Origin of the sequence: Nostoc sp. DedQUE07, assembly GCF_034530975.2 — a bacterium.
Classification (GTDB): Bacteria; Cyanobacteriota; Cyanobacteriia; order Cyanobacteriales; family Nostocaceae; genus Nostoc.
The window spans coordinates 20,041-46,709 of sequence record NZ_JAVRCC020000008.1; the positions used below are offsets into that span (position 1 = coordinate 20,041).

A 26,669-nucleotide genomic window follows, 5' to 3' on the forward strand; every position below is an offset into this window, starting at 1 on the left:
CTAGACTCAGGGGCAGGCTCAGTCTACCTTGAGATTCCGGTTACTTGCAAATGGTATGCACTCAAGGTTTTTTCTCACAGAGATGCCAGTATCATTTTTACGATGGGGACTGCATTTATTATGGCTTTGTTCCAGTGTTGATGATGAATTAAAAAATTTAAATTATACAATTAATATCCGGAAAACCAAGGTGAAGTTAGGAAACAATAGTGAAGATATGATTGTAAATTTCTTTGATTGAGTTAATATAAAAGGTTTTCACAATGGTTACTACTTCTGTACACTATTTGCAAATTCTGGGCAATCCAAATATTGAAATTTCTCAAGATGAGTTGCGATCGCTTTTAGGAGAAATAGAAGTACAACTGCATCGTAGCCGAGTTTATCGACGTGCTTTAGCGATTGTGCAGAAGTTAATAGGTGAAGAAACAGATCAAGCTCAAGATTTATTAAAAGCCGTAGGTAGAGAAGCGATTGGTTTAGCATTTCGACAATTTGCCCAACAAGAGCAAAAAGTTGAAACAGCTACAGATACGAAGCAAGCTACAGAAACAGTCAATTCTTCATCAGAGATACAGCAAGAGTATTGTACTCAACAAGAACAATCCTCTAAAAATGCAGCAGAAAATTCGCTGTGGAAAAAACCACTGCAATTGCTGAATCATCAGAGAATTTCTCAAGCAGAACTTGCCTTGCAAGCAGACCAACAACGTATGGTGTGCCTACGTCAAATCGGGCAACAACTCCAGAAAAACCGTCAGTCCAAAGGGCTTTCTTTAGACCACATCCAGCTTTCCACTCATATCCGAACCGAGCTGATAGAGGCATTAGAAAACGGCAACTCGAAAGAATTGCCAGATGACATTTTTTTACGTGGATTTATCCGACGTTATGGAGATGCTTTAGGACTTAATGGTGTTGCTTTAGCTGCTTCTTTGCCAGTACAAGCAGCTATACCAGTAAATCAGCCTCTTTCGTACCAATCTAAAAAAGGAATGGGATTAGAAATTCGTCCGACGCATTTATATGTAGGTTATACAGCTCTTCTTGCTGGTGCAATGGGAGGATTAGCTTTGATGTCCCAGCAACAAGCAAATACCAATATATCAACTGAGCAAGATAACTCTTCTTCGGTTTTACAATCGTTAAAACAACAATCCCCTACTGTTAAACCGGGGATTAAATCCATTAATAATACTGGTGTGGCTATCGGATCTGATATTTCCCCACCAGAAGGATCGTATTAACGAACCGCACCACAATCCAATTACATCTTAATGCCGTCCTCGCCACTCCATTCCAATCATGAGTGGTGAACATAGTCTGCGTAGGCAATAAAATATTGTGTAAAAGCTAAAAAACTCTAGCTAGGAGTTAATTGATCTGACTTTTCACGGTATCTGAAAAACCTCTCTCTAAATCTCTCTCCTAAAAGGAGAGAGACTTTGAATTTTCCCCCTTCTTGCCACGGGTTGAGAGTTAGGGGGTTAGGTTTTTGGTGGACTTTTCCACATAACGTGAAAAGTCAGGTTAATTGATATATTGGAACCTTTATGAAAGTCAGGTTAAAATCGCAAGCAAAGTGTAAATCTGAAGTGAAACTATGAAAACTGCTGAAAAATTAGCTGCCGGTTGGCTACTGACACTCGGATTCATGTTTGTAACTCTATCAGCAACAGCGGCACTAGAAAAATTCGCTACACCTAAAGCCATCTCAATACCGGCGGGTGAGTATGAGTTTAACGCACCGAATGCTACTTATGAAGATAATAATGCTGCTGTTGGTGGTCTAATTTTTGGTGTCCCTACCCTAACACTGGGCACGTGGTTAGCATTGGGATTGTACCGTCAAAGTCGGCAGGAGAAAAAGGCAATTAATCAACAAGTTAGCGATCGTCTGCAATCGATTTTTTATGAGATGCTACAAGAAAATCACGGGCGCGTAACTGTTTTAGGCTTTGCCATCCAGTCACAATTACCCGCAGCCCACGCCAGACAATATTTAGATGAAAAAGCTAAAGAATTCAATGCAAATTTTAAGGTGAACGAAGAAGGGGCTGTATCATATCATTTTGATGTCTAATTGTCATTAGTCATTTGTCCTTCGTCCTTTGTCATTTGTTATTTGTTATTCACTAATAACCAATTACTAATGACTACTTTACAAACTTACGGCTAGGTCTCATGACGCAGATTTTTTTGAGCGTAGCTGCCATTTTAGGCGGTTTGTCGGTTGCTGCTGGTGCTTTTGCTTCCCATGCTTTGCGAGATAAGATTAGTGAGCGATCGCTAGAAATTTTTGAAACTGGCGCTCGTTACCAAATGTATCATGCTCTGGCACTTTTTCTAGTAGCAATACTAATTAGTCGTACCGAGTCGCCTCAACCCACACTCGTAGCCAGTGGATGGCTATTTATTATTGGCATTGCTATTTTCTCAGGTAGCTTGTACGCCCTTAGCATAACCGGTATTAAATCCTTGGGAGCGATCGCACCACTAGGCGGCACAGCCTTTCTCGCAGGTTGGGGTGCTTTAGCTTTTGCTGCTTGGAATTTGAAGTTGTAAAAAAGTTAGAAGTTAGGAGTTTTTAACTCTTAACTTCATTTTTTAGAGGCTCATTTATCTTGTCTTTACAGCATATTTTCAACAAAAATGTTTTCCAAAAACTAAAATTGGTCAATTCATCAATTATAATTTTAACAACGTGCATATAAATAAATTAATACCGTTATCTATAAATCACGCCGAATTTTAAATTTCTAAATTTATCTTGTTTAAAAAGGCTAGTAATGAGGAGTTAAAAGCTTATAATTTATAGCTCTTTGTTCTCAGGCGTATTAACAAATTATCCAAATCTGCATTAGCTGAAGGTGCTTCTGGTAATGAGCTAGATTGATATGCATCTTGTAACTTATTATGCAGACGTTCATATTCTCTTTGATAAAAAGCTACATTAACATCTGACAAAATAGATTTTTCTGTATCTGTTAATTTTTGGGAGATCAAATCAGAAATATAGGGTAAATTAAAAACCTCATTTAGCTTAACTAAATTAGACTCAACTACTCCTGTTTGCATTAGATAGATACCAGTTAATAGAACTCGGTAAACATAAAGTAATGGCTTAATTCGATGTGTATGTTCTTTCTCAAAAAGTTTCCATTGTGTTGCGGCAAAACCAATATAATGGTAACTATGATGACGGGTAATACAATTTTTAGCAATAATTTCAATTCCTCATGCTCAGGTGAGGTTATTAATATTAAAGGAGAATACAATTGTTCCAACACATAACCATTCTTTTTAAGTAGCATCAAAAAGAATTTTTTGACATCATGAGTTACTAGATCAATTTCTAAAGATTCGCGAACTTCTGAAATTTCAATAGTTTCATTTCTAGTCTGTAATCCCACTACTTCTTGAACTGGTAAAATATGCACACCACGCAAGTCATAATCAGAATCGGGTGAGGGAAAGCCATATAAGTGAGAACCACTAATGATGGCGAATAAAAACGGGTAAGGCTGTTGCCTAATAATTGTGTTAAGAGAAGTTGGAATATTCATATATTTCTAGGTAATTGGATTGCTTGCCCAGAAAATAGCATCATTAGTGTGGGAGCAGACTGTGAGATTCAAATTGAGCAAATCTAGTGTGAAAGAGGCTATTTCTCCAGCCTACGATGAATATCGCTCGAAAACTTTTGCGCTATTCTCAGGATATGACGAAGCCACATTCTTTAGTCAACCTCATTCTGACTCGATCTGCTATTTGCTGGTACTTGGGGTATATTGCTGATATCGAAATCTTTATCGCTGCGAGAACATAGCACTTAAGCACTTACTTGCTACTATTTTAATGGAAAAATGCTGAAAAATAGCTTGAAAGCTTGAGCTATATTGCTCAAGCATGATTTTATTAACTATGGCTATGTGTTTCACTGATTGGAGTAAAGGTCTGCTATCAAAGTAACCTATTACGCCAAGCAAACGGAGGTTTCATGTCGATATCTAAAGCTATTAACAGCAAGGTTACTTCTCAAAGCAGCGTTGAAAAACGCTTGGAGATAGAACGTTTGGTAGGAGCAACTCAAATAGTTGCACCTAGTGTTGGGAGTGATGTAGTGAAGGGATTAACTCAAACACCTAAATCTCTACCCCCTTGTTACTTTTATGATGACCGTGGTTCCGATCTGTTTGAGCAAATCTGCGATTTACCAGAATATTATCTTACACGCACAGAAACAACGATTTTACAACAGTATGCTGGTGAAATTGCCAAGATAACTGGCGTTTGTGAATTGGTAGAACTTGGCAGTGGTAGTTCTAGTAAAACCCGCATTTTACTAGATGCCTATCAGCAACTAGGCTATCCTCTGCATTACCTACCAATTGATGTGAGTGCAGGTATGTTGGAAAGTAGTGCCAAGCAGTTATTAAAAGATTATCCCTTACTCCAAGTTTATGCACTAGCGGGAACCTATGAATTAGCCCTTGCAAAACTCCTACCAACGCAATTACCGAGTCGGATGATTTGTTTTATTGGTAGCAGCTTAGGTAATCTTACCCCTGATGAGTGTGATGTGTTCTTTTCTCAAATTACCAATGCTCTACAAGTAGGTGAGTATTTTTTATTGGGGATAGATTTACGAAAGCCAAAACAGATTTTAGAACCAGCTTATAACGACAGCCAGGGAGTGACAGCTGCATTTAACCTCAATATGCTGGAACATTTAAATCAGCGGTTTGAGGGTAACTTTGACACTAGCCAGTTTGAACACCGAGCATTTTACAATGAAAGCGAGCATCAAATAGAAATGCATTTACGCAGCTTGCGATCGCAAATTGTAGAATTATGCGCTCTTAATCTTAAGGTTAATTTTGCACAAGGTGAGACTATCCTCACCGAAATTTCCCGCAAATTTGACCTTGATCTTATCAAAGAGCAACTAACTGCACAAGGTTTACTACCTCTTCATGTGTGGAGAGATCCAAATCAATGGTTTGGCTTAATCCTTTGTCAGCTGCAAGCATAAATCAAATCAGAGTATGCCTGATATATATACTGGTTCTCAGTGAGTCCAATATATAGCTAACAAAAACAGCCCTTCCCTACAAGCATTAGGGAGTAACAATTCAAAGCCTCTCTCCTTTAAGGAGAGAGGTCAAAATGTATGAATGCAAATTTTGATCGACCTAAGCAAGTAAACTAAATGTTTAATCGCTAATTATTGCTGCATCGAAGGTGTAGGAAAAATTCTGCTGAATATAGGAACCCGTGGACGAGGTTTATTTGCTGTTATATTGGTATTAGTAGCAGAAGAGTTATTAGTTACCTCAGAAAGAAGAGATGGTTTGCTATTAGTAGAATTGGTAAAATCACTTAATTGGGTAGCCGAAGGTGAACTTGAAGATATGGAAGTAACATTCTTAGGATTTTGATTGTTGGTTTTTACCGGAGTTTGAGCTTGAGATGGAGTAACAAGGAAAGTTGAACTTGTTCCTAATACCAGTACGAGCAAATGAGAAATATATTGTTGCATAGGGATTGGAATTGATTATATGCGTTGAGAAGTATTCAGAGCTTAAAGAAGTTGTGTTTGTTCTCAGTTAGAAATAAAACTGCAATTTTTCCATATAGTCATAACGCTGTTGTCCAATAAACTTGAACACAGTGATTTCAAATGAACAGACTATTAATGCTTAGTAGATTAATTCGCTAACAACAATCTAATTTTCTCAATCAATAGCAAGCTAAACTCTCTTTTATAAAAGAAAGAGAGCGGTTATTTTAAGACTACTGAATCTGTCTGAAAAAAGTTAGCAAATAGATACACCTGGAATAATTGACGTTTTTTAATCAACTAAGCCAGCACAACTTTTAATATTGTATTTATATTTAACTTTTTAATAAAAGAGGAATGTTACTGAATTTTTAAAAAAAACTGATTTATCTAAAATCAACTCTTACTCGCATATTTAACTAACTAAAGCAAAAAGTATATGAATTTTTAATAAAACCTAAGTTTGATAAGTAGTTTTCAGAACGCTTTGCTGCAATTAAAACAGAAATATAACAGCAGATTTGCACATTATCAATTACTCAATTAGAAGAATTAACTGAGGTGCTGTTAGATTCCAACAGTCAAAGCGATTTAGTGAATTATTTAGGAAATATCTTTTTACCTCAACCTCATCAGGAAGATTAAGGGATGCCTACGTAAGAGAAAAGGGGGCAGGAATTAGGGAAATTTCTGCATCCTGCTCCCCTTCATCCTTGCTCCCCTACCTCTCTAGTCGAAATTATCAAAAACCGTTACAGCTTTGTGCCACACTCAGCACAGAAGTTGTGCGTAGGAGCATTTTTGGCATTGCAATGGCTACAATACACTGGCTCGGCTGCGGCTTTGGGCGGTTGCTTTTGTAAGCCGACCATTTGAGCGTTGCTCTTACCAGGGGCTACCATTGGATAGCAGTTTTCATCTCTGGTGACGTGGACATTTAAGATTACTGGCCCTTTGTGTGCCAGCATTTCGGCGATCGCATCTTTTAATTGACTGCGATCGCTTATTATCATGCCCTTGATGCCATAAGCTTTTCCCAATAACTCTACGTCTGGCATTCCTATTTCCATGTCGGAGCATGAGTAACGTTCACCATAGAAGGCTTGCTGCCACTGGCGTACCATCCCTTGCCAGCCGTTATTGAGGATTATTGTCTTGACATTTATTCCATACTGTGCGGCTGTTCCTAGTTCCTGCAAACACATTTGGAAACTAGCATCACCGCTAATACAGATGACTTCTTCATCAGGAAACGCCACTTTCGCGCCAATTGCCGCAGGTAAGCCAAAACCCATCGTTCCCAAACCAGCGCTAGAAATCCAGCGCCTTGGGCCATTCTTCAGGAATTGTGCTGCCCACATTTGATGTTGTCCGACATCTGTGGTGTAGAAAGCGTGGGGTGCTTGGCTATTGACTTCTACAATTACTTCTTGGGGTGAAATGCTGTCGGGATGCTGCGGCACTATGAGAGGATACTCATCGCGCCAACGGTTAACTAGATTCAGCCACTCTTGGTTTTGATTTGGTGTAGCCTTAATCCCTGCTTCTTTGCAGCGACGCAACAAGTCTATCAACACGTTCCGCACATCGCCGACAATGGGCACTTCGGGAATGCGGTTTTTGCCGACTTCTGCTGGATCGATGTCGATGTGAATTACTTTGGCGCGGGAAGCAAATTCGTCTAACTTACCTGTAACGCGATCGTCAAATCTAGCGCCGACGCAAATCAGCAAGTCACAATCACTAACAGCGAAGTTAGCGTAAGCAGTGCCGTGCATCCCCAACATTCCCAAAGCGAGGGGATGATGTTCGTCAAATGCACCGATCCCCATTAAGGTTGTGGTGACAGGGATATCGAATAATTCAGCTAGTTGTTTGATTTCTTCATGAGCGCCAGCTGCGATCGCACCACCACCCACATACAATAGCGGACGGCGACTTTCAGTAATCAACTGGATCGCGGCATGAATTTGTCGGGGATTTCCCTTCACCGTGGGACGATAACCGCGTAACTTGACTGAACCTGGTTTTACAGGTACATAGTCAAATTCTTCTAGAGCTACATCTTTGGGGACATCAATCAAAACTGGCCCCGGACGCCCAGTGCTAGCGATGTGGAATGCTTCGGCGACAATTCGCGCCATATCCTTGGGATCGCGTACCACGTAAGAGTGCTTCACGATTGGTAGGGTAATCCCGTAAATATCAGTTTCTTGAAACGCATCTGTACCAATGGACGGGCGTGCTACCTGTCCCGTGACTACAATCATCGGGATTGAATCCATGTAGGCGGTGGCGATGCCTGTCACCAAGTTAGTTGCTCCTGGGCCAGAAGTACCAAAGCATACTCCTACTTTGCCTGTAGCACGGGCATAACCATCAGCAGCGTGGGCTGCGCCTTGCTCGTGTCTCACGAGAATGTGCTTCATAGCACCAGTTGCTTCCACCTTATACAGGTCATCGTAAATTGGGAGAATTGCCCCACCAGGATAACCAAAAATATAATCAACGCCGTGGCGATGAAGGCTGTCAAGCAGAGCAAAACCGCCAGATGCACGCTTGGGCACGACTGGCGGACTAGAAGCACGAGACTGTTTGTGATTCTCGATTTGTGGGAGACTAATTGGGGAAAGCGATCGCACGGTCAAACCTCAGACTATAGCTAAAGTTAATGCTGAATTCTGTAGTTAAGATTTCATTTTAATGGAAAAGTCCAATTAAATTCTGAGAATTTTATATATTAGATATAAAGCTAGATTATTAGCCTACATTAATTAAATTACGTCTTGCAAGACATTGCGGGTATTTTTCCAAGCCCAAACACCGACAACCACGACAACAATACTCATTCCTACTAGTATAAATCGCAAGCCCAGAGCATCAGTTAATGGGCCAGTAATCGCCAGAGGTAATGCCAGAGCGATGTTGACGGCATGATTTTGAAAGCCAAATACTTTACCGTGCATGGTCGGTGGTGTTTGCTGTTGAATTAAAGTTTGCATGGGGACACCAATTAAGGCAGCACCTATACCCAAAAATGCACAGAGTCCTAGCGCCAGCAACAAGTTGTGCGTAAAAGTGAACACTCCTAAAACTAGTGCGATCATCAAAAATCCAATTAAAGGTAGAGGCTTGCGATGCAATTTATCACCCCAGTGACCTAAAATTGCCGCACCAAAGACCATACCTACTCCTGCTGCTGCCAAGAAAAAGCCAAACTGTTTTTCTTTTAGACCAAACTCCTCAGCTAATCGAATCGTCAGCACTGTTAAGGCTGCAAACACACAATATAAGGTTGTCAGTTGCAGCATAGCGTTCAAGATCAAAGGGTTTTTCCTGAGATAGCGCAGGCTCTCAGTAAATTCAGCCCAAGGGTGATTTGATGCCCGATGTTCCCGGTGAGGTTTGTCTTCTTTAAACTTAATTGGCTGCATAATTGCAGCCGATAATATATATAATCCACCAACCACAAGCTCTTGACCGTATTCTTCTCCCATCCAGCTTTTCGACAAACTCAAAATCGGCTCTCCAATGGCAAAACCAACAATTAAAGCTCCCATCATCGTGCTGCTAAACAGCGCATTAGCTGCCAACAAATTTTCTCGCTTCACTAACAAGGGAATTGCTGCTTGCTCGGCTGGTGCAAAAAACTGCGTCACCGTGGAAATGGCAAAAGTCAGGATTAACAAAATCAGGAATTGTCGTGGTAACAAGGGAAGACACAGCGTTAATATTCCCCGCACGACATCTGAGCCGACCATAATCAGCTTTTTTGGCAATCGGTCAACAAAGATACCACCAGCAGAGCCGAACAAAATTGCTGGGATTGTAAAGGACAGCATCAAGGTTGAGTACATTGAGTTTTGTGCCAACCCAGGAAGCGGTGGGTAGTTCTCCAGCAGAGCAATCAGCAAAACGAAGAAGACCTTATCTGCTAATTGGGACAGAAGTTGCCCAATCCACAGGAGCATAAAACCACGGTTTTTTAGCAGTGCGCTAAACCCGTTATTAACAGCAGCTGGTTCAGTTGGAAACATTAGATACTTTGGGTAGATGGGGCATGGGGCATGGGGTATGAGGCATGGGGCATGGGGTATGAGGCATGGGGCATGGGGCATGGGGTATGGGGCATTGGGCATTAGACAGAGGGGAGAATAAATGTTGATTCCAAACTCCAAACTCCAAACTCTTAACTCCTAACTTCAAACTCCAAACTCCTAACCCCAAACTCCTAACTCCTAATTCTGTTGTCCGGATTAATTTGCTTCATAGTGCTTTAACAGCATAAGCAAAAATTCAGCTGCTGTCAGACGACCTTTGGGTGGAATAATCTCGATGGATGAATCTACCCAGCAGCCTTGTACAGTTTGGGGAGATTTCCAGATGGACAAATGATCGACTCCTGGTTCTGCATAAAAGTTATTTTGCCCACTACCAAGTAAACATGAACTCCAATGAGTGAAATAATCATGACTTATCCGATGAATCGGGAAATTACCCTGTAGTGGTACTCCCCATCCATCTATAGCAATAAACGCTTTCACACGACCACCCAAGAGTTGCCACAAATGTGCTGCCCCTATTGCCCCAACTACGCCAGCACTAAAGCTTATGAATATAATTGGTGATTTTATAGAGTCGGTCAAGCCATACCTGCGGTGAGCTAGGCTAACGCGCAAAAACTGCAAAATATGAAATGCTGATAAAACTAAAAAATCTTTACCCGGATAAACCAGGATATTTGGGGGATTAGGTGCGATCGCGCTATTAGAAACTAAATCTAACAATTTGACTCTAAAGCTTTCAGTTAACTCTGGCTCATGAATTCCAGGGCAAATAATTATACTCATCTATAACACTATCTTTGATTTTTTGAGTCTTACGATGTACAGAGTTTTTTTCAAAAATCAAGGAGTTTATATATATTACCTTGCTTTTACTGAGGAAATTATAGCCTCTTTACATATTTTTCCGAAATAATACTATTTGATAAAAGAAGGATTTTTGATTATAAATAACATTAGATTAATCTAATCAATCAAATGTTTACTTTTATAATTAGCCTTATTATTTTTATTCTAATTATTTTTATAATTCTATACAATAGTTTAATTCAAAAAAAGAATCAAGTTGATAATGCATTTTCTACTGTTGATGTGATTCTGCAAAAAAGAAGCGATTTGATACCTAGACTTGTTACATTAGCTCAAATATATATGCAATTTGAGCAAAAAACATTGATAGAAATTAGCAGGCTCAGAAGTACAATAACTTCAAAAAATTTAAGTAATAATAGCCGAGTTGCTGTAGAAGACCAAATTTCGATAATGTTAAGCAAAATTATACTAATAGTTGAAGCATATCCCGAATTAAAAATAAACGACTATTTTATCCAATTACAATATTTATTAAGTGAAGTAGAAGAACAACTTTCCGCCGCCAGAAGATTCTATAACTATGCCGTAACTAAATATAATAATGCCGTAGAAATGTTTACAACAAATATTATAACTTCGTGGATTGTGTCATAGGAGGGAATACTGTTGGGTAATCTTAAAAACGTTTCCAGCCATTCTCGTTTGGATTGAGTATAAGTTTCAATTGCTATCCAGCTATCTGCTCCATTGATGACCGCTAAAATTGCGATCGCAATAATATCTATCAACAGATGCTGTTTGGTTCGCTCAATTCTTGGGTCTTCTAGGCGAGAAAAGTATTTGAGGATGGTATCGTCGAAACTTGGAACCATAAGTAGTGGATGCACCAAACGCTTAAAAAGCTGTCACCAGAATCAGAGATTTTTGAAAATCTACTTACATCAGCATCAACTACTCTGGATACTTCCATCTGGCATGATGGTTTCGTGGAGAATGGCCCCTTAAAGGTAGACATCCTCAGCACCTCTGAGATCGGCATGACTCAGGTTAGCACCTTTCAACCTAGTATTATCCATCCTAGCTCCTCGCAGATCAGCCTCACTCAGGTTAGCACCACAACAATTAGTAACTCCCAAGTCAGCTCCATTCAACTGGGCACCGCAGAGATTGCAATTGCGAAGACTAGCCTTCCAGAAACCAGTTCCATGCAAATCGGCTCTGTGCAAATCGGCTCCGTCCAAAACAGCTTCGGAGAGATACGCTCCACTCAACAAGGCATGGCTCAAGTCAGCTCCAACCAAGGAGACGGAATGAAAGCTGGCTCCTCTCAAATTAACATTTCTGAGGTTAATACCATCAAGAATTTCGCCTTCCCGAACTATAATCCCAGCAAAATCTCTCTCCCCAGCAGCAAGTCTTCTACGCAACTCCTCAGCAGTTATGTTCATACTTTAATTCTATGTTGTTTAATTCTTGTGCCTAAGAAGGCGGCTTTTCGGCATTTTAACCGCTTTCGCTATTTCAGCGACATACGAAATGGCGCATAGTTTAATTTCCCATACCCAATGCCCCACAAAAGTCTTACTTTTGATGTATTATTTTGATTTTCCCACCTATCCTATCCCCCAGGATGGGATAATAAGTTACAAGTAGGGAAAATGTGCAAACTGTTCCCTAACGTTATATTTCTCTGCACTCTGGTTATATTGAGGAACTAATTGTGGTTGCCACGCCGGAAAAAGTACAACACACCCACGAGCATCTATCAGGTAAAGACCGTGTAGCCGTATTGCTTATGGGCTACGGCGAAGTCGAAAGCTACGAAGATTTCGCCAACTATAACGAACAGGCTTTAAATCTACTGACAGCAAAATTCGCACCAGTACCAACCTGGATTTATCCGCCTCTGGCAAAGCTTTTGGCGCTATTTGACCGCCATGAGTGGGGACACACACACCACGATTTTATTTCCCCACACAACGCCATCTTTGAACAGCAGCGTGCTGGAATTGAGAAGAATTTACAAGAAAAATGGGGCGATAAGGTTCAAGTTTTCAAGGCTTTTAACTTCTGCGCTCCTTTCCTACCCAATCAAGTTTTGGCAGAAATTAAAAACCAAGGTTTTGAGAAGCTACTAATTTACCCACTGCTGGTTGTTGATTCTATCTTCACCAGTGGGATTGCGATCGAGCAAGTTAACAATGCTCTGGTTGAGTTGACTAATGGTGAGGAACATTGGGTTAAAGCACAGCGTTACATTCCTTCTTTCTTCAACGAACCAGCTTACATCGATTTGATGGCTCATCTGGTTGAAGAGAAAATTGCTGAGTTAGCCGGAGCTTATCTACCTTCTCAAATCGGTATTGTCTTAATGAATCACGGCTGTCCCCACAAAGCTAAAGGCTTTACTTCTGGGATTGCCGAAAGTGAAGCAATGTACGACTTGGTTCGGGAAAAGTTGATTAACCGCTATCCCTTAATCTCGGTAGGTTGGCTCAATCATGACACACCCTTAATTGATTGGACACAGCCAAATGCAGAGCAAGCTGCAAATAACCTGATCCAATTGGGTGCGAAAGTGGTAATTTTTATGCCAATTGGCTTTGCCACAGAAAACCACGAAACTCTATTGGATGTACACCATATCATCCATGCTTTAGAGAAACAGCATCCTGGCACGAACTACGTGCAAATGGCTTGCGTCAACGATCGCCCAGAATTCTTGGCAATGGTGGCGCAATGGGCTGATACTCATATTGCAGAGTTGTTATCAGAACAAAGTGTGGCAGTTAATCCTCAACTCGCAGGCGATCGCCATCATCACCACCATCATCATTAAGTAAAATTTGAGTTTAATAGAGTGGGCAAAGCTTTGCCCACCCTACAACTAATTTACGCCCCGTAATTTGCGAGTATTATCAACTAAACTCTGAGCAAATTGATCGAATCTTTGAGAGAGCTTTTCATCTACTAGTTTGCCTTCAGGACTGAAAGCACCCCAAGCTTGTCCGATCGCAATTTGTTCGGGAATCACCCAACCGTGTACCCAACGGATAATTAGCCGCAGGTCATTTAGGGCGTTGCTATTAGACTGACCGCCCAAGACACTAATCAATCCCGTCACTTTATCAGACAGTTGGTCAAAACTCATCAAATCTAAGGCATTTTTTAGGACACCACTAACCCCACCATGATACTCAGGTGTCGCTAAAATTAATCCATCAGCCTGACTAACTGTTTCTTGCAACCGCTGAACATCTGGATACTCTGGATACTCCTTTGCACCAGTGCAAAATGGTAGCTGCAACTGCCGTAAATCGAGAATTTCTACCTCTGCACCTACAGCTTCAACCCTTTGCACTGCAACTTCTAAAGCAAGCTGGGTATAAGAGTTGGGTCTTAAACTACCACCGATGCCAATAATTTTCACCATAATTAACCCATAAACTATTAACTAGCTACTATCGTCAGATTTCTTAAAAAGCGGAATCGTTATGACTATGTTTATCTTAGCGATTTGTGCTGGAATGTGTCAAATTAATATCTACTGGGGATTGGGGAAGCAGAGGAGCAGAGGAGCAGAGGAGCAGGGGAGCAGGGGAGCAGGGGAGCAGGGGAGCAGTTATATGATGTCCGGGTAATTAGTTGTGATTCCCATAGTCATTGCACCCCTCCCCGCTCTTCGGGAGGCAGGGTGGTTTCATACAACGAGAGAAAAACTAAAACTGAGTTTCAAAGCCTCTCTCCGCTTCGGGGAGAGGTTTGGAGAGGGGTCAAAATCTATGGTTATACATGAGAAATCAAGACTTATGTATTTTTCTTTTTTCGTATGAAACCACCCTGCTCCCCGCTCTTTGGGAGGGAGACAAAGCATAGCTTTGGCGGGGTAGAGTTCTTGGGGTTTAGTAAGTAATCAAGCGGACGTGATATTACAGTAAGATTTTTCCCCTCTGCAACTTTGCCCCTCCGCCTCTTGTGCCCAATGCCCAGTCTTAACAGCTGCATACTAGATAACCCTTGCTCAACTTTATGTAATAGCCTGAAGAAACTTGGGAATGCTTTTGTGAGGAAGTTAGACTAGATAAGAAAAGTGTAATTTCCAGTTATTACAATTTTTGATAGAAGAATAGGCATAAAACCAGCGCTTAACTTGTGCCAGCAGACAAAGGGTAATTATTATGACAAATTCGGGAAAAAAAGCATTGATAAAAAGGCAGTCCTCAAAGCGCGTTGCTTGGGTTGGTGCAATTGCTGCTAGTTTGATTATGTTGCCAGGAATTTTCGGAAGTACTCCTGTCATGGCACAAAAGGCAGAAACCGCCTCGCTAAATTATGGTGATTTGATCAAGAAAGTGAAGGCGGGAGAAGTCGAGAAAGTAGAGCTTGACGAAACCGAACAGCTAGCAAAGGTTTATCTCAAGGGGCAAAAAGATAATACACCACCCCAACAGGTGAGACTTTTGGCGCAAAACACAGAGTTAGTCAACATTCTCAAAGACAAGAATGTGGATTTTGGCGAAGTTTCCTCTGCGAATAGTCGAGCTGCTGTTGGGCTGTTGATCAACTTAATGTGGATTTTGCCACTGGTGGCTTTAATGCTATTGTTCCTTCGACGCTCTACTAATGCTTCTAGCCAAGCGATGAATTTCGGTAAATCCAAAGCTCGCTTCCAAATGGAGGCAAAAACTGGAGTGAAATTTGAAGATGTCGCCGGGGTTGAAGAAGCTAAAGAAGAACTCGAAGAAGTTGTGACTTTCCTGAAACAGCCAGAAAGATTTACTGCTGTAGGCGCACGGATTCCCAAAGGAGTGCTGTTAATTGGCCCTCCTGGTACTGGTAAAACTTTACTAGCAAAAGCGATCGCAGGTGAAGCCGGTGTACCATTCTTCAGTATTTCCGGTTCAGAATTTGTGGAAATGTTCGTTGGCGTGGGTGCATCTCGCGTGCGCGACCTCTTCAAGAAAGCCAAAGATAATGCCCCTTGTCTAATATTTATCGATGAAATTGACGCAGTAGGCAGACAACGGGGTGCTGGGATCGGTGGTGGTAACGACGAGCGCGAACAAACCTTGAACCAACTGCTCACCGAAATGGATGGTTTTGAAGGTAACACAGGCATCATTATTATTGCTGCCACAAACCGCCCAGATGTTTTAGATACAGCATTACTCAGACCAGGACGCTTTGACAGACAAGTGATGGTCGATCCACCAGATCTCAAAGGGCGATTGGAAATTTTGCAAGTCCATGCGCGGAATAAGAAAATCGATCCTAGCGTATCATTAGAAGCGATCGCTCGCCGCACCCCTGGTTTTACTGGCGCAGATTTAGCCAACTTACTCAACGAAGCCGCCATTCTCACAGCTAGAAGACGTAAAGAAGCTGTCACTCTTTTAGAAATTGATGCTGCTGTAGACCGAGTTGTTGCAGGTATGGAAGGTACCGCCTTAGTAGACAGCAAGAGCAAGCGCTTGATTGCTTATCATGAAGTTGGACACGCTTTAGTAGGGACATTGCTCAAAGACCATGACCCGGTGCAGAAAGTTACATTAATTCCACGGGGACAAGCACTGGGATTAACTTGGTTTACTCCCAACGAAGAACAGGGGTTAATTTCCCGTTCTCAACTCAAATCCCGGATTACTGCTACTTTAGGTGGTCGCGCTGCCGAGGAAATTGTTTTTGGGAAGCCAGAAGTGACCACAGGTGCAAGCAATGACTTGCAACACGTCACAGGGATGGCGCGGCAGATGGTGACACGCTTCGGAATGTCAGAATTAGGCCCGTTGTCCTTGGAAAATCAGAGTGGAGAGGTATTTTTAGGACGTGACTGGATGAATAAATCAGACTATTCTGAAGAAATTGCTGCCAAAATTGATTCACAAGTGCGCGAAATTGTTAGCAATTCCTACATTAAGGCCAAAGAACTGTTGGAAGAAAACCGCGTAGTTTTGGAGCGTTTAGTAGATTTGCTAGCAGAACAAGAAACAATTGAAGGTGATGTATTCCGCAAAATTGTTACCGATCATGTTCAGGTAGCCGATGAACAATTGGCTGTACCTCATTAAAAATATGAGTGAGAAATAATGTAGAGAAGTAGCAGTGCTACGTCTCTACAAGGGTTCTGGATAGCGCATCTTTAATTTCACCAGATGTCTATTAAGGAATAGGCAAAAGCTAATAGTCTATTAACTTTAGACTACTGAAAATCCAAAGGTTAAGATTCCCGACTTCTGAAAAAAGTTGGGAATTTTGTTGTAAAAAAATTACAATACTACCTCAGCTTTTCCTGAAAGTAGCACATTTAACAATTCAAAATTCAAAATTCACGCATTCAAGACATTTTGAGTTAGGGATTTAAACCCCGACTCAAAATATGCTACGTGTATGGTTGGGGTCTTAAACCCTTGAATGTACAATAAAGTCTTGTCACTGTAAAGCTTAGGCTATTGTATTATATATACACAAATAATGTACTACAAGTTAACATAAACATTATGAAATATAGATTTTGGGCAAGTTATCTGCTTGCTGCTTTAGCATTTCTCCCCTTAGAGCCTGTAAGTATTACTCAGGTTTTAGCAACATCAGTTTACCAACTGGCACAAGCAAAATCTGCTTACACTCAATATATGCTGAATGGCTATAATGAAACCAAACGAAGAAATTATAGAAAAGCTTTATTGAATTTTCAGCAAGCAGAGCGGCTACGTCCTGGAGATAGGTATGCTACTGCTGCAATTAGAAATGTTACAGGTTATATTCAACGCGGTAGCAGTAGAAATCGGATCGCCTTTGTCCCAGGTAGACCTGGTAGGGTAAGGTCAGCAGGAACACGGGGAAGTTGCTTTCAAACTGGACAATATCTTATTCCCTTGACACCAACAGATAAGGAAGCTCAACGAACCACAGCAGAACGTCCGACATTCTTTTTCTACGTTCCTCAAACCTCGACAACAGTGCAAGCACTAGAATTTGTTTTGCGGGATGGTGATAGCATTGACCCGTTATATAAAGGAACTTTCAAACCTGTTGGGCAGAATGGTATTGTTAGTGTAAACGTACCTGTCGATCGGCCATCTCTACAAATAGGTAAAGAATATAATTGGACTTTTTCGATGATTTGCGATCCTAATAACCGTGATAAAGACTCTTATGTAGAAGGTACAATTGTGCGATCGCAAGATGAAAACCTATCTCTTCAGTTAAACCAACCAAACACAGACTTAGATCGGGCAGTTTTATTCGCCACAGCCGGATTTTGGGAAGATGCTTTGAGAACTTTAGCTAATTTACGCCGCCAGCGTCCTAACGATCCTGAAGTTCAGAAATATTGGGAAGATTTTTTAAATTCAGTAGACATAAAAGATGTTGTAAACAAGCCTTTATTGCCCTGTTGTACTGCTCATAAATAAATTAATAATTACTTAAAAACCCGGTTTTCATATAGAAGCTGGGTTTTTTACCCTTCAATTTAAGATTAAGCGATCGCAAATATCTACTCAAAGCTATACACAACAAAACTGTCGAATAAAAATGCAGGTTTGCGATCGCAGCTTGCTTAAAGTTCATAGATAACTTGGTTTCCCCCTCACTGTGGAAACTCATCAAGTAGAGGTTACAGTCTAGTCATGGCATCTGCTCTTCTGGTTCTCAGTGGGCGTAAAGTTGTTTAGCTACTCAGCATTTTAGCGAATAAACTTGTTAAGTTCCTGCACTAATAAATGCACCGTTGTTGATGGATTATCTTTAGCTGGAATATGAGGAACATATTGTTTAAAAAGATTTTCAGCATTTTTAATAGCAATAGCTTGCTTCTCAAATAGCTCATCATAAATAGTTTCGCTATTCTTCTGATATGTTTTACCAAATAAAGAAGTTAACTTACTCAGATAATCACTTCGAGGAATACCAGTATTGAGAAATTCAAAATGCAGAACGTACCATAATTCAAATGCTTCATTAGAATAAGCTACTTTAAACCCTTGAGCTTCAGCATTTTTAATAGCGTTGTTAAAATCTTCTATCGTCCAAGAATCACGATCAAAAACACACCAAACCTGATCGTACTCTCCTTGCTTTTTCAGTTCCTTTGCACTCTGAACTAGTTTGCTGGGATTCTCTCCTAAACCCTTCACGTCTATTTCAGCGACATTCTTAGGAACACGAAAACTCCTAAAGTAGTTAGGTTCAGTTTTCGCTCCTTCACATACGATTAAGAATCTCTGCTTGACTTCCCTAGTATTAACTTTTCTTGGTGAATATCCACGAGAGTTTACCTTTTTTTTAGACATGATGAGAGTCGATTAGATGATTCAAATTGCCGATATACGGAATTGCGCCATATCTACCTTGAATATAATCACTCTCAAATGAAGCATCGTTACTTATATTGTATTCTGCTAAAGAGTACAAATCTGTTGCACCATATCTATTTTTTTCAGTAAACCAAATTTGATCTCTCCGAAAAAGCTTATTGTTAAGCAAATTGGTATCGTGAGTCATGAATATTAACTGAGCATTATTTGGATTAGTTTCATTAGAATTAAATAATTCCACAATTGCACGGCTGATTAAAGGATGAATTCTAGCATCGAATTCATCAATGATGAGAACTTTACTATTTTTCAGTGTGTCAACAAGAGGCCCTGCCAAGGCAAAGACTTTTTTAGTACCCTCTGACTCTTGCTCATCTAAATTAAAAATTTCTGTAGATACGAAACTTCCTTTATCATCAAATTTTTGGTGTATAGTTTGAACTGATGATAATTTTCCTTCTACATTTTTTAAAATTAAGTTCTTTAGTTCATCTGGCAATTCTTTAGGCAAAGAATCAGCAGTAATTTCACTTTCTTCTACCTTGACATCGCTAAATCCCAAATCTAATTTTTTGAGCAACTTAAAAATTTCATCTTTATTTTCATTATCCATTAAACAACTAACTGTGTATCCTCGATATCCTCTATCATTTAAAGTAGAGATAAGTGCAACTTTTTTTGTTAGCCAATCCAAGATTTTCTCTGCAATCTGAACATTAAATTGAGCAGATACAGACAAGAAAAGGGCATTATGTCTTGTTTTTTGCTGAATACCATCAGCTTTATATGTTTTAGAAACACTAATTTTGTCCAGTTTGCGCTCAAAAAGTTTAGTTTCTTTTAATTTAGGAACATAAAATAACCATTCAGAGACAACTTTCTCAATAGTTGCCTCAAAACCATATCTATATCTCTTGCCATTCATTAAAAATACAATTTCAAAAAAAGATGGTTGAGCTTCGGTTTCGGTGCTGAGTTTAAATCGCTCAATATCTATTTTTTCAGTGCTTTGAGTCTCTTTAGAAGAATTAATCATAAACCATCTCATGAAACCTAAAGCTGTAGCCAAATTACTTTTACCACTAGCATTTGCACCGTATATTGCGGCGCTTTTAAGTAGTTTTAATTCTTTATCTATTTCAAAAACGTTGTTTTCGTCGAGCTTTTTGTCTTTTGGGACAAGGTTTGCTGCCACCATACTAAAGGTGACTTGCTCTTTAAACGATCTGTAGTTACCGACACTAAATTCAATAAGCATAGGATGAAGTTTAGGCTTCAGATAGAAAATTGTGAATAAATAGTAATTTACTGCTTTAAGAGTAGCAATAATTGGTTAAAAATGCTAAATTGTAAGATTGTTTTTACCATGTACAGATGTACTGTTATTAATGTATGCAGCATAATAAACGCCAGCACCGGACGATAGCGGTTTTGTTGCAAAAACTGACGCTAGACACTTAGAAGTGAAGCAAATGAAGCAAAAGTTTAAGTACAAGAAAATTACTGTAGAGTTCAGCAATTGTTAAAGCTTTTTGTTACAGTATTCTATAAAATTCACATGACGAGAATAAACGATCGCCCTTGGCGTTGGCGCAGCCATCGCTCATTGCAATTGCCAGTTTATTGCTCAAAATCTAGAACGCAGTTGCTATGATCAAACGCCTGCTTGTAGTAGAGTCTCCGGGAAAAGTCAAAAAGCTCAGTCAAATTCTGGGTTCGGATTGGAAAGTTCTAGCCAGTTGTGGCCACATCCGAGAACTCAGCAATGAAGGAGACGATTCCTTGGGCTTCGTTATGGACGGCAGTCATGTCCGATGCAATTACGTCCCGCGTGACCAACGAGCGAAAGAAACAATTCAGAAGCTCAAGTCTGCGGTGAAGCAGGTTGATGAAGTTGTCTTAGCAACTGACCCAGACCGGGAAGGTGAGACAATCGCTTGGCATCTCAAAGAAACGCTGGGTTTAAGGGAACCAAAACGAGTAATTTATACTGAGATTACAGCATCGGCGGTACAGAGTGCGATCGCTAATCCCAGAAAGCTAGACCAAAATTTAATCGGTGCTGGGCTGTGCCGAGATTGCTTAGATAAGTTGGTAGGTTATAAGGGTAGTCCTTTAGTTTGGGCATTGAATAACGGTGCTAAGAGTGTTGGCAGAGTTCAAAGCGCGACATTGCACCTGATTTGTCAGCGAGAAAACGAAATTCTGACTTTTGTCCCCCAAGATTACTGGAGTGTCTGGGTAGATTATGCTGAAGGATTTCGGGCTTTTTACAAAGGGACGGTCGATTCTGCAAAAGATGCAGCAGACCAAGAAACTGAAACTCACGATGACGCGAAAGTAGGTAATAGTCCAGAAACACCGGAGTCTAAGCGCGTTCTTTCCGAAGCAGAGGCGACACGTTTAGTTGAAGAAGCACAGCGACATCCTCATCAGGTGATTCATTTTGAAGGAAAAATCGTTAACCGCCAGCCACCGCCGCCATTTACAACCTCTAGCCTTCAGCAAGCAGCCGGTTCAAAGCTGAGGTTTGCTCCCGACAAAACCATGATTGTAGCCCAAAAGCTGTATGAGGCAGGGCTTATCACATATATGCGAACAGACTCAGTAATGCTGAGTCCAGAATTTTGTGCCAGCGCCCGTAAATGGTTAGAGCAAAACGATCCGCCGAATGTACCGCAGCAAGTCGCCAAGCATCGCAGTAGCAAATCGGCTCAAGAAGCACATGAAGCCATTCGTCCAACCGATGTATTTCGTCCCTCAGTTCAGTTGCGTTTAGAACTTCCTGATGATGAGTTTAATTTGTATGTGATGATTTGGAAACGGTCAATTGCTTCTCAGTGTCGTGCTGCCCAATTGCGTAAAACTTTGGTGATTACTCAGTCTGGTTCTCTACTGTGGTCAGCCAGAGGGCAAGTGATTGAATTTTACGGTTATGCTCGATACTGGAACAATCTCAGCAAGGATAGTGTTTTACCTTCATTACAACAGGGACAAGCATTGAAACTAGAGAATGCTGGACATGAAAAGAAGCAGACGCAGCCACCACCCCGTTATAGTGAACCAAAATTAGTGCAATTGATGGAACGTAAAGGAATTGGTCGCCCAAGTACTTATGCTCCTACTGTTGCTACCTTAAAAAAACGAAATTATGTTGAGTTGAAAAAAGACCATCTGCAACCGACAGCGTTAGGGTTAGAAGTTGATGCATTTTTGCTCAAAGCACTGCCGGATTTACTAGAGGCAGAATTCACAGCGAAAATGGAAGATGCCCTTGATGCCATTTCTGAAGGAAAGAATTCTTGGCAGCATTATTTAACTAATTGGAATCAGAATTACTTTATACCAGCGCTCTCCAAAGCTAAAACTATAGTTCCAAGTTCCTCAATAGGTAAAGCTAATGTAATAACTGAGCGCAAATATGAAACTTCCAAGACTCGATGCCCTGAATGCAAAAATTTTCTCGCCAAAATTCCGAGCAGTAAGGTCAAAAAGAAATATTTCCTCAAATGCACAAAAGGTTGTGAAAATGTCGTGCTATTTTGGAGCGACTTTAACAAAACTTGGCAGCCACCACAAGCTAAAACAGTCCAAACTGAAAATCAACAAAAGCCTCCTGTCAAAACGACGGCATATCCCTGCCCAGTATGTAAAAAACCTCTAGAGGAGTACAGTTATATCAAAGAGGGGCAGAGTAAGACAATGTTGCGATGTTCTAATGCCCAATTTCGTAAGGATACCAAACATAAAGATGTGGCTTATTTCAGCACACAAAAAGGGTGGTGGAGTCCTAAGTTTGGGGAATTGAATTGTTAGACTACACTGCTGATATTTTTACTTAATACTAAAGGGTTTTGGCTCCCCTATCCGACAGGGAGAGGGGTTGGGGGAGAGGTCAAAAAAGGGCTTGTCGAACTGACGTTAACTTAGGGCCAACACAAGCAGCACGACATATGCAAGGAGTAGAGAGAGCTTTCGTTTGTCAATCGTCGTCATGTGAAGGCGGATAAACTAAACGCAGCATTGACCGATATAATTAACCGCTACAATGTCAATGTCTTGAACTTGCCATTATGGGGTGATGGCTCAACAGCAGCAGATGGAACCAAATATGAACTGTACTTCGTCATGACCCCCACTTGTTTGACAAAAGACTCTACCGATTGCAAAAATGCTTAATTCTACGGCGTTTAGTCGTAGATTAAGCATTTTTACTTGATTCTGAAGTGATAGGTGTAACAAAAAGTTTAGTCCACAGATAAAACCCTGTATCTTTAGATGGTTTGCTTTTTTCGTGTCTTGTCTTTCTAGATAAAATATGTATAAATACGAGATATTTTAGTTAAATATTTTATTGAGATCGGTGCTAATTACAGATGTGAATATAATAATTTATTGCTAATTAAAATTATTAGAACTAATTTTGTAAATTTATAAAATACTTTATTTTTTTGTATAGATTGTGAACTTAACTTGGGAATACTAAGTGTGAGGAAAGTTAAAATTATACATAAATTTATAATTGCTTAACTTTTTCTACTAGCGTTCGCTGCTAAATAATCTAGATTCCTTTTTTAAACCACAGTAGGGAACTAATCGGGTTCAATCGAAGCTGACTAAGTTCTCTCAAAACTCTCATTGACCCCAACAACAGTTTATTTACACTTGCTTGATTCATATATCCTGTTTAGTTAAGAATCACTTTAGGTTCAATACTATTCGGATAAAATAACCCCGCCTGGATTTAAGGGAGTGAAGGAAAAAATACTCTCTCTTTTAAAGAAAGCCAGTGTATTGCCAACTTTTCTAAATTTATAGGAGCAAGTGTCAGCAAAGCTGGCTACCAGTTTTCTATTGAAAAAAAGCTGATTAAATATTTTTGTTTTGGTTGAGATCGCAATGTTAGGAACTGACGGTGGCGAACGTGGTAGTGGCAGATAGGACTAGTGTAAAGTTCTCTCTCGATTATTTGCAGGAATTTTTGAGTGTTGGGTCAAAAAACTGAAATCCCTCGTACTTTAGGCGGGGGATGAGCTTAAATTGCGGCAATGACTTTGCTAATGGCACAATTGAATGATGTGAGTTCGACTTGACGAGTGCCTTCATGTCCATAAGTCAAACTCACGCTGAGATAACTATCTGGTTTGTAGGGCAATCGTTCCGCCCATTCAACTGCCACAATTCCTGGTATCACTTCAACACCTTCCCAGTAACTTTCTAAATTTAGAGTTGCGACTTCTTGCGGTTCCAAGCGATATAAATCCAGATGGTAAAGAGGAAAGCGTCCTTCAGTGTACTCATTAATCAGCGTGAAAGTGGGACTGACAATGGGTTCAGCAATTCCTAAACCTTTACCAATGCCTTGAACTAAAGTAGTTTTACCAGTGCCTAAATCACCTTCTAGTAAAATTACACTCCCCGATGTCAGGGATTCGCCAAGAGTAATACCTAAGCGCAGCGTCGCTTCTGTATCTGCAAGAAAAATTTTCATGATTGAGGTATTGGGTATTACTGAATTAGTCTAAACAAATGACAAATGACAAATGACAAATTTTCATCTTCCTTAATTTTGAATTTTGAATTTTGAATTTTGAATTCCCCGAAGGGACTGACTTCTACCGTACCACCGCAATAACACTTGTGCTAGTTTCTGCGGATTGTGACGTACAAAACCTGTTTCATCTTCATACAAAACATTAGCTGGAACAATCCGTCGCCCTAATTGAGTTACGGCTTCTCTATCGAGGAAAACGGGATGGGAGTTTTGTTGGGCGTAGCGGATAAGTGATTGCTCCGAAGGAGATTTTTTGTGTATTAATACAGCATCGAATAGTCGTCTTTGTCCGCAAGCAGCATCAATTGCTCTGATGTGATCGGCAACAGTGTAGCCTTCAGTTTCTCCTGGTTGAGTCATTATATTGCAGATATAAATACGGGGGGCATCTGATTGAGCGATCGCATCGGCAATTTCTGGTACTAATAAATTAGGAATTAGACTTGTATAAAGGCTGCCTGGGCCAATAATAATGTAATCAGCTTCTTTAATTGCCTTAATAGCTGCTGGCACTGCCGGAGGATTAGCCGGAATGCAGCCAATTTTGACAATTTTACCGCCAGCTTTGGGAATACTAGACTCCCCCTCAATCCGACGACCATCGGCTAATTCTGCCCAGAGGCGAACATCACTGAGAGTTGCTGGTAGTACTTGTCCTCGCACCGCTAGAACTTTAGAACTAGCTGCAACTGCTTGTTCTAAATCTCCAGTAATATCACTCATTGCCGTTAAAAACAAATTGCCAAAACTGTGGCCAGTTAACCCATCCCCAGCCCGAAAACGGTATTGAAACAATTCTGTTAATAACTTTTCTTCATCTGCTAGTGCAGCCAAACAATTGCGAATATCTCCTGGTGGTAGCACTCCAAACTCTTGACGCAAACGCCCAGAAGATCCACCATCATCGGCAACAGTAACAATTGCAGTAATATTAGCGCTGTAGGTTTTCAGTCCTCTCAACAACGTAGAAAGTCCCGTACCACCACCAATTACCACTATTTTTGGGCCTCGGTACAATCGACGATGGGCTAGCAAGACATCAATGAGTTCCTCTCCGCCTTCTGCTCTTAGTACCTTAGTAATTGAGCCTACTGTGCGAGTTTGCCCCCAAAGCACTAATAGCAAACCGCCAAGCAGTACCAAAGGCCCACTGATATAGTTCGGTAAGAGGTTGGTGATGACTCCCAAGAAACCTCTAACCAACTCAATCATCCAAAAAATTGGGGTTAGCTTAATCCAAATGGCTAACCCCAAACTCGCCAGCAGTACACCTCCAACACTAATTAACAACCAACGTTTTACTGATAGTCCAGGGGATAACCATTTGAACCACTGGTTAACCCGATAAGTACGAGAGCGCGACTGCTTTTGCAGGGCGTTGAGGGCTTGTCTGAGAAAACCAATTGACATACCTGATTTGGAGCAGTGCTACAAACAATAATTAACAGAAAATTTACACCGCTTGGTTTAAAAGACCAGGCGTGAAACTATTATATTTATCAATCCTATTAGACTAAGAGCAAGTCGTGAAGATTGCCAGGATTTCTAATTAAACAATACCCTGGCTTGGTAAAAGTGAATTTAATGGAAAAACGAATTTTAGGATTAGATCCAGGACTGGCAATTTTAGGATTTGGGGCAATTAGCTACACACAAAATCTCAAAAAGGTGCAAGAGACTACAGTAAATATGCTGGATTTTGGAGTAATTAAAACGTCAGCAGATGTAGAAATGGGACAGCGCTTATGTACCTTGTTTGATGATTTACACACCCTGATCGAGGAATTTCAACCAGATTTAGTGGCGATCGAGAAACTCTTCTTCTATCGTATGTCAAGTACTATCCTGGTTGCACAGGCGCGGGGTATAGTCATTTTAGTGTTGGGGCAGCGTCGTCTTCCTTATGTAGAGTTTACTCCGGCTCAAATTAAACAAGCTTTAACAGGCTATGGCAATGCTGATAAGTCAGAAGTGCAAGAAGCGGTGGCGCGGGAGTTGGATTTAGATGAAATTCCTAAGCCGGATGATGCTGCGGATGCTTTGGCAGTAGCTTTAACGGCTTCTTATCAGCTGTAGGTTTTCATCAAAGATTTGGGTTTGGGGAAATCGTGCTTTCTCTAAAAGCCCACAACACCAATACTGGACTCTCTTTCAGAAAACGCTCAGGGGCTAGTCCTGATGATGTTGCTCAATGCGATCGCCACCGGAAAAGGCGGTTACGCGATCGCAAAAAGTCTTGCTAAATAATTGTAATAATATTTAATATGAGTCTGGGTTGTCTAATTTAGATTAACTATTGCAGAGAAATTCTCTCAGACTGAGTAAAATGACAAATACAACGAGGCAACTATTTTATA

At 40.5% G+C, this 26,669-nt stretch carries 24 protein-coding genes and 3 pseudogenes; 14 read left to right on the forward strand and 13 right to left on the reverse strand.

Annotated elements, in window-relative coordinates:
• The first annotated feature begins 263 nt into the window (after positions 1-263).
• From RMZ95_RS08810 to RMZ95_RS08820, 3 genes are all read left to right on the forward strand, one after another.
• Positions 264-1,247: a helix-turn-helix domain-containing protein gene (locus RMZ95_RS08810; protein ID WP_322686555.1), complete on the forward strand. Its 984-nt coding sequence runs from the start codon at positions 264-266 to the stop codon at positions 1,245-1,247.
• A gap of 356 nt (positions 1,248-1,603) precedes the next feature.
• Positions 1,604-2,083 carry a hypothetical protein gene (locus RMZ95_RS08815; RefSeq protein WP_322673203.1) on the forward strand — a complete coding sequence of 160 codons (480 nt, stop codon included), beginning with the start codon at positions 1,604-1,606 and terminating at the stop codon, positions 2,081-2,083.
• Between the two features lie 101 nt (positions 2,084-2,184).
• On the forward strand, positions 2,185-2,565 hold the full coding sequence (locus tag RMZ95_RS08820) for a DUF423 domain-containing protein (RefSeq protein ID WP_322686554.1): 381 nt from the start codon (positions 2,185-2,187) through the stop codon (positions 2,563-2,565).
• Positions 2,566-2,805: 240 nt separating this feature from the next.
• Here the strand turns inward: RMZ95_RS08820 and RMZ95_RS08825 are convergent.
• Positions 2,806-3,566 (reverse strand): annotated as a pseudogene (locus RMZ95_RS08825) (DNA polymerase beta superfamily protein).
• 434 nt (positions 3,567-4,000) lie between these two features.
• Between RMZ95_RS08825 and egtD the strand changes: the two are divergent.
• On the forward strand, positions 4,001-5,035 hold the full coding sequence (gene egtD, locus RMZ95_RS08830; RefSeq protein ID WP_322686552.1) for an L-histidine N(alpha)-methyltransferase: 1,035 nt from the start codon (positions 4,001-4,003) through the stop codon (positions 5,033-5,035).
• Between the two features lie 192 nt (positions 5,036-5,227).
• On the opposite strand, the gene RMZ95_RS08835 is transcribed toward egtD, so the two are convergent.
• Entirely contained in the window at positions 5,228-5,542 is a 315-nt protein-coding gene (locus RMZ95_RS08835; RefSeq protein ID WP_322686551.1) for a hypothetical protein, read from the reverse strand.
• Between the two features lie 540 nt (positions 5,543-6,082).
• On the opposite strand from RMZ95_RS08835, the gene RMZ95_RS08840 reads away from it, so the two are divergent.
• Positions 6,083-6,208, forward strand: coding sequence for a DUF4351 domain-containing protein (locus tag RMZ95_RS08840; protein ID WP_322686630.1), 126 nt, complete (start codon positions 6,083-6,085; stop codon positions 6,206-6,208).
• Positions 6,209-6,315: 107 nt separating this feature from the next.
• Here RMZ95_RS08840 and ilvB read toward each other — a convergent pair whose 3' ends face one another.
• From ilvB to RMZ95_RS08855, 3 genes are all read right to left on the reverse strand, one after another.
• Positions 6,316-8,211, reverse strand: a complete 1,896-nt coding sequence (gene ilvB / locus RMZ95_RS08845; RefSeq protein ID WP_322686550.1) for a biosynthetic-type acetolactate synthase large subunit — start codon at positions 8,209-8,211, stop codon at positions 6,316-6,318.
• 126 nt (positions 8,212-8,337) lie between these two features.
• Positions 8,338-9,600: an MFS transporter gene (locus RMZ95_RS08850; RefSeq protein WP_322673198.1), complete on the reverse strand. Its 1,263-nt coding sequence runs from the start codon at positions 9,598-9,600 to the stop codon at positions 8,338-8,340.
• A gap of 219 nt (positions 9,601-9,819) precedes the next feature.
• On the reverse strand, positions 9,820-10,413 hold the full coding sequence (locus tag RMZ95_RS08855) for a hypothetical protein (protein WP_322686549.1): 594 nt from the start codon (positions 10,411-10,413) through the stop codon (positions 9,820-9,822).
• Between the two features lie 192 nt (positions 10,414-10,605).
• Here RMZ95_RS08855 and RMZ95_RS08860 point away from each other — a divergent pair, with 192 nt between their 5' ends.
• Positions 10,606-11,094, forward strand: a complete 489-nt coding sequence (locus RMZ95_RS08860) for a LemA family protein (RefSeq protein WP_322686548.1) — start codon at positions 10,606-10,608, stop codon at positions 11,092-11,094.
• Here the strand turns inward: RMZ95_RS08860 and RMZ95_RS08865 are convergent.
• Together RMZ95_RS08865 and RMZ95_RS08870 are read right to left on the reverse strand one after the other, a co-directional pair.
• Positions 11,073-11,312 (reverse strand): annotated as a pseudogene (locus tag RMZ95_RS08865) (transposase family protein); the annotation flags it as partial. The gene RMZ95_RS08860 and the pseudogene RMZ95_RS08865 sit on opposite strands and share 22 nt — an antisense overlap.
• A gap of 129 nt (positions 11,313-11,441) precedes the next feature.
• Complete coding sequence (locus tag RMZ95_RS08870; RefSeq protein WP_322686547.1) at positions 11,442-11,888, reverse strand: pentapeptide repeat-containing protein; 447 nt, start codon at positions 11,886-11,888, stop codon at positions 11,442-11,444.
• Between the two features lie 272 nt (positions 11,889-12,160).
• Between RMZ95_RS08870 and RMZ95_RS08875 the strand changes: the two genes are divergently transcribed.
• Positions 12,161-13,279 (forward strand): ferrochelatase, encoded by a 1,119-nt coding sequence (locus RMZ95_RS08875; protein WP_322686546.1) that lies wholly within the window; start codon positions 12,161-12,163, stop codon positions 13,277-13,279.
• A 48-nt stretch (positions 13,280-13,327) separates the two neighbouring features.
• Here the strand turns inward: RMZ95_RS08875 and RMZ95_RS08880 are convergent, their stop codons facing one another.
• Positions 13,328-13,873 (reverse strand): NADPH-dependent FMN reductase, encoded by a 546-nt coding sequence (locus RMZ95_RS08880; RefSeq protein ID WP_322686545.1) that lies wholly within the window; start codon positions 13,871-13,873, stop codon positions 13,328-13,330.
• A gap of 61 nt (positions 13,874-13,934) precedes the next feature.
• Here RMZ95_RS08880 and RMZ95_RS08885 point away from each other — a divergent pair, with 61 nt between their 5' ends.
• The 3 genes from RMZ95_RS08885 to RMZ95_RS08895 all read left to right on the forward strand — a co-directional run bounded on the left by RMZ95_RS08885 (position 13,935) and on the right by RMZ95_RS08895 (position 17,855).
• Positions 13,935-14,081: a hypothetical protein gene (locus RMZ95_RS08885; RefSeq protein WP_322686544.1), complete on the forward strand. Its 147-nt coding sequence runs from the start codon at positions 13,935-13,937 to the stop codon at positions 14,079-14,081.
• 537 nt (positions 14,082-14,618) lie between these two features.
• Positions 14,619-16,508, forward strand: a complete 1,890-nt coding sequence (ftsH, locus tag RMZ95_RS08890) for an ATP-dependent zinc metalloprotease FtsH (RefSeq protein ID WP_322686543.1) — start codon at positions 14,619-14,621, stop codon at positions 16,506-16,508.
• Positions 16,509-16,937: 429 nt separating this feature from the next.
• Positions 16,938-17,855: a DUF928 domain-containing protein gene (locus tag RMZ95_RS08895; protein WP_322686542.1), complete on the forward strand. Its 918-nt coding sequence runs from the start codon at positions 16,938-16,940 to the stop codon at positions 17,853-17,855.
• Between the two features lies 1 nt (position 17,856).
• On the opposite strand, the gene RMZ95_RS08900 is transcribed toward RMZ95_RS08895, so the two are convergent.
• From RMZ95_RS08900 to RMZ95_RS08910, 3 genes are all read right to left on the reverse strand, one after another.
• Complete coding sequence (locus tag RMZ95_RS08900) at positions 17,857-18,012, reverse strand: hypothetical protein (protein WP_409882242.1); 156 nt, start codon at positions 18,010-18,012, stop codon at positions 17,857-17,859.
• A 116-nt stretch (positions 18,013-18,128) separates the two neighbouring features.
• A complete protein-coding gene (locus RMZ95_RS08905; protein ID WP_322686541.1) occupies positions 18,129-18,734 on the reverse strand; it encodes an RloB family protein in 606 nt (201 codons plus the stop codon).
• Entirely contained in the window at positions 18,727-20,016 is a 1,290-nt protein-coding gene (locus RMZ95_RS08910; protein ID WP_322686540.1) for an ATP-binding protein, read from the reverse strand. Before RMZ95_RS08910 ends, RMZ95_RS08905 begins: the two co-directional genes overlap by 8 nt.
• 392 nt (positions 20,017-20,408) lie before the next feature.
• Between RMZ95_RS08910 and topA the strand changes: the two genes are divergently transcribed.
• Both topA and RMZ95_RS08920 read left to right on the forward strand, forming a co-directional pair.
• Positions 20,409-22,574 (forward strand): type I DNA topoisomerase, encoded by a 2,166-nt coding sequence (gene topA, locus RMZ95_RS08915; RefSeq protein WP_322686539.1) that lies wholly within the window; start codon positions 20,409-20,411, stop codon positions 22,572-22,574.
• Positions 22,575-22,681: 107 nt separating this feature from the next.
• Positions 22,682-22,880: pseudogene (locus RMZ95_RS08920) on the forward strand (Tn3 family transposase); the annotation flags it as partial.
• A gap of 913 nt (positions 22,881-23,793) precedes the next feature.
• On the opposite strand, the gene tsaE reads toward RMZ95_RS08920, so the two are convergent.
• Complete coding sequence (tsaE, locus tag RMZ95_RS08925; RefSeq protein ID WP_322673187.1) at positions 23,794-24,249, reverse strand: tRNA (adenosine(37)-N6)-threonylcarbamoyltransferase complex ATPase subunit type 1 TsaE; 456 nt, start codon at positions 24,247-24,249, stop codon at positions 23,794-23,796.
• 72 nt (positions 24,250-24,321) lie between these two features.
• Positions 24,322-25,722: a gluconeogenesis factor YvcK family protein gene (locus RMZ95_RS08930; RefSeq protein WP_322673186.1), complete on the reverse strand. Its 1,401-nt coding sequence runs from the start codon at positions 25,720-25,722 to the stop codon at positions 24,322-24,324.
• Positions 25,723-25,896: 174 nt separating this feature from the next.
• Here RMZ95_RS08930 and ruvC point away from each other — a divergent pair, with 174 nt between their 5' ends.
• Both ruvC and RMZ95_RS08940 read left to right on the forward strand, forming a co-directional pair.
• Positions 25,897-26,388, forward strand: a complete 492-nt coding sequence (gene ruvC / locus RMZ95_RS08935; RefSeq protein ID WP_322673185.1) for a crossover junction endodeoxyribonuclease RuvC — start codon at positions 25,897-25,899, stop codon at positions 26,386-26,388.
• A 32-nt stretch (positions 26,389-26,420) separates the two neighbouring features.
• A complete protein-coding gene (locus tag RMZ95_RS08940) occupies positions 26,421-26,555 on the forward strand; it encodes a hypothetical protein (RefSeq protein WP_322686538.1) in 135 nt (44 codons plus the stop codon).
• The last annotated feature ends 114 nt before the right edge of the window (positions 26,556-26,669 follow it).

Excerpts from the sequence above, each read along its gene's own strand:
- RMZ95_RS08860 (WP_322686548.1), top strand. The coding sequence starts at position 10,606 with ATGTTTACTTTTATAATTAGCCTTATTATTTTTATTCTAATTATTTTT.
- RMZ95_RS08870 (WP_322686547.1), bottom strand. The coding sequence starts at position 11,888 with ATGAACATAACTGCTGAGGAGTTGCGTAGAAGACTTGCTGCTGGGGAG.
- ftsH (WP_322686543.1), top strand. The coding sequence starts at position 14,619 with ATGACAAATTCGGGAAAAAAAGCATTGATAAAAAGGCAGTCCTCAAAG.
- RMZ95_RS08850 (WP_322673198.1), bottom strand. The coding sequence starts at position 9,600 with ATGTTTCCAACTGAACCAGCTGCTGTTAATAACGGGTTTAGCGCACTG.
- RMZ95_RS08820 (WP_322686554.1), top strand. The coding sequence starts at position 2,185 with ATGACGCAGATTTTTTTGAGCGTAGCTGCCATTTTAGGCGGTTTGTCG.
- RMZ95_RS08855 (WP_322686549.1), bottom strand. The coding sequence starts at position 10,413 with ATGAGTATAATTATTTGCCCTGGAATTCATGAGCCAGAGTTAACTGAA.
- topA (WP_322686539.1), top strand. The coding sequence starts at position 20,409 with ATGATCAAACGCCTGCTTGTAGTAGAGTCTCCGGGAAAAGTCAAAAAG.
- RMZ95_RS08885 (WP_322686544.1), top strand. The coding sequence starts at position 13,935 with ATGACTATGTTTATCTTAGCGATTTGTGCTGGAATGTGTCAAATTAAT.
- tsaE (WP_322673187.1), bottom strand. The coding sequence starts at position 24,249 with ATGAAAATTTTTCTTGCAGATACAGAAGCGACGCTGCGCTTAGGTATT.
- RMZ95_RS08810 (WP_322686555.1), top strand. The coding sequence starts at position 264 with ATGGTTACTACTTCTGTACACTATTTGCAAATTCTGGGCAATCCAAAT.
- RMZ95_RS08815 (WP_322673203.1), top strand. The coding sequence starts at position 1,604 with ATGAAAACTGCTGAAAAATTAGCTGCCGGTTGGCTACTGACACTCGGA.
- RMZ95_RS08905 (WP_322686541.1), bottom strand. The coding sequence starts at position 18,734 with ATGTCTAAAAAAAAGGTAAACTCTCGTGGATATTCACCAAGAAAAGTT.
- RMZ95_RS08835 (WP_322686551.1), bottom strand. The coding sequence starts at position 5,542 with ATGCAACAATATATTTCTCATTTGCTCGTACTGGTATTAGGAACAAGT.
- RMZ95_RS08880 (WP_322686545.1), bottom strand. The coding sequence starts at position 13,873 with ATGGTGAAAATTATTGGCATCGGTGGTAGTTTAAGACCCAACTCTTAT.
- RMZ95_RS08910 (WP_322686540.1), bottom strand. The coding sequence starts at position 20,016 with ATGCTTATTGAATTTAGTGTCGGTAACTACAGATCGTTTAAAGAGCAA.
- ruvC (WP_322673185.1), top strand. The coding sequence starts at position 25,897 with ATGGAAAAACGAATTTTAGGATTAGATCCAGGACTGGCAATTTTAGGA.
- RMZ95_RS08900 (WP_409882242.1), bottom strand. The coding sequence starts at position 18,012 with ATGAACTTTAAGCAAGCTGCGATCGCAAACCTGCATTTTTATTCGACA.
- egtD (WP_322686552.1), top strand. The coding sequence starts at position 4,001 with ATGTCGATATCTAAAGCTATTAACAGCAAGGTTACTTCTCAAAGCAGC.
- RMZ95_RS08895 (WP_322686542.1), top strand. The coding sequence starts at position 16,938 with ATGAAATATAGATTTTGGGCAAGTTATCTGCTTGCTGCTTTAGCATTT.
- RMZ95_RS08930 (WP_322673186.1), bottom strand. The coding sequence starts at position 25,722 with ATGTCAATTGGTTTTCTCAGACAAGCCCTCAACGCCCTGCAAAAGCAG.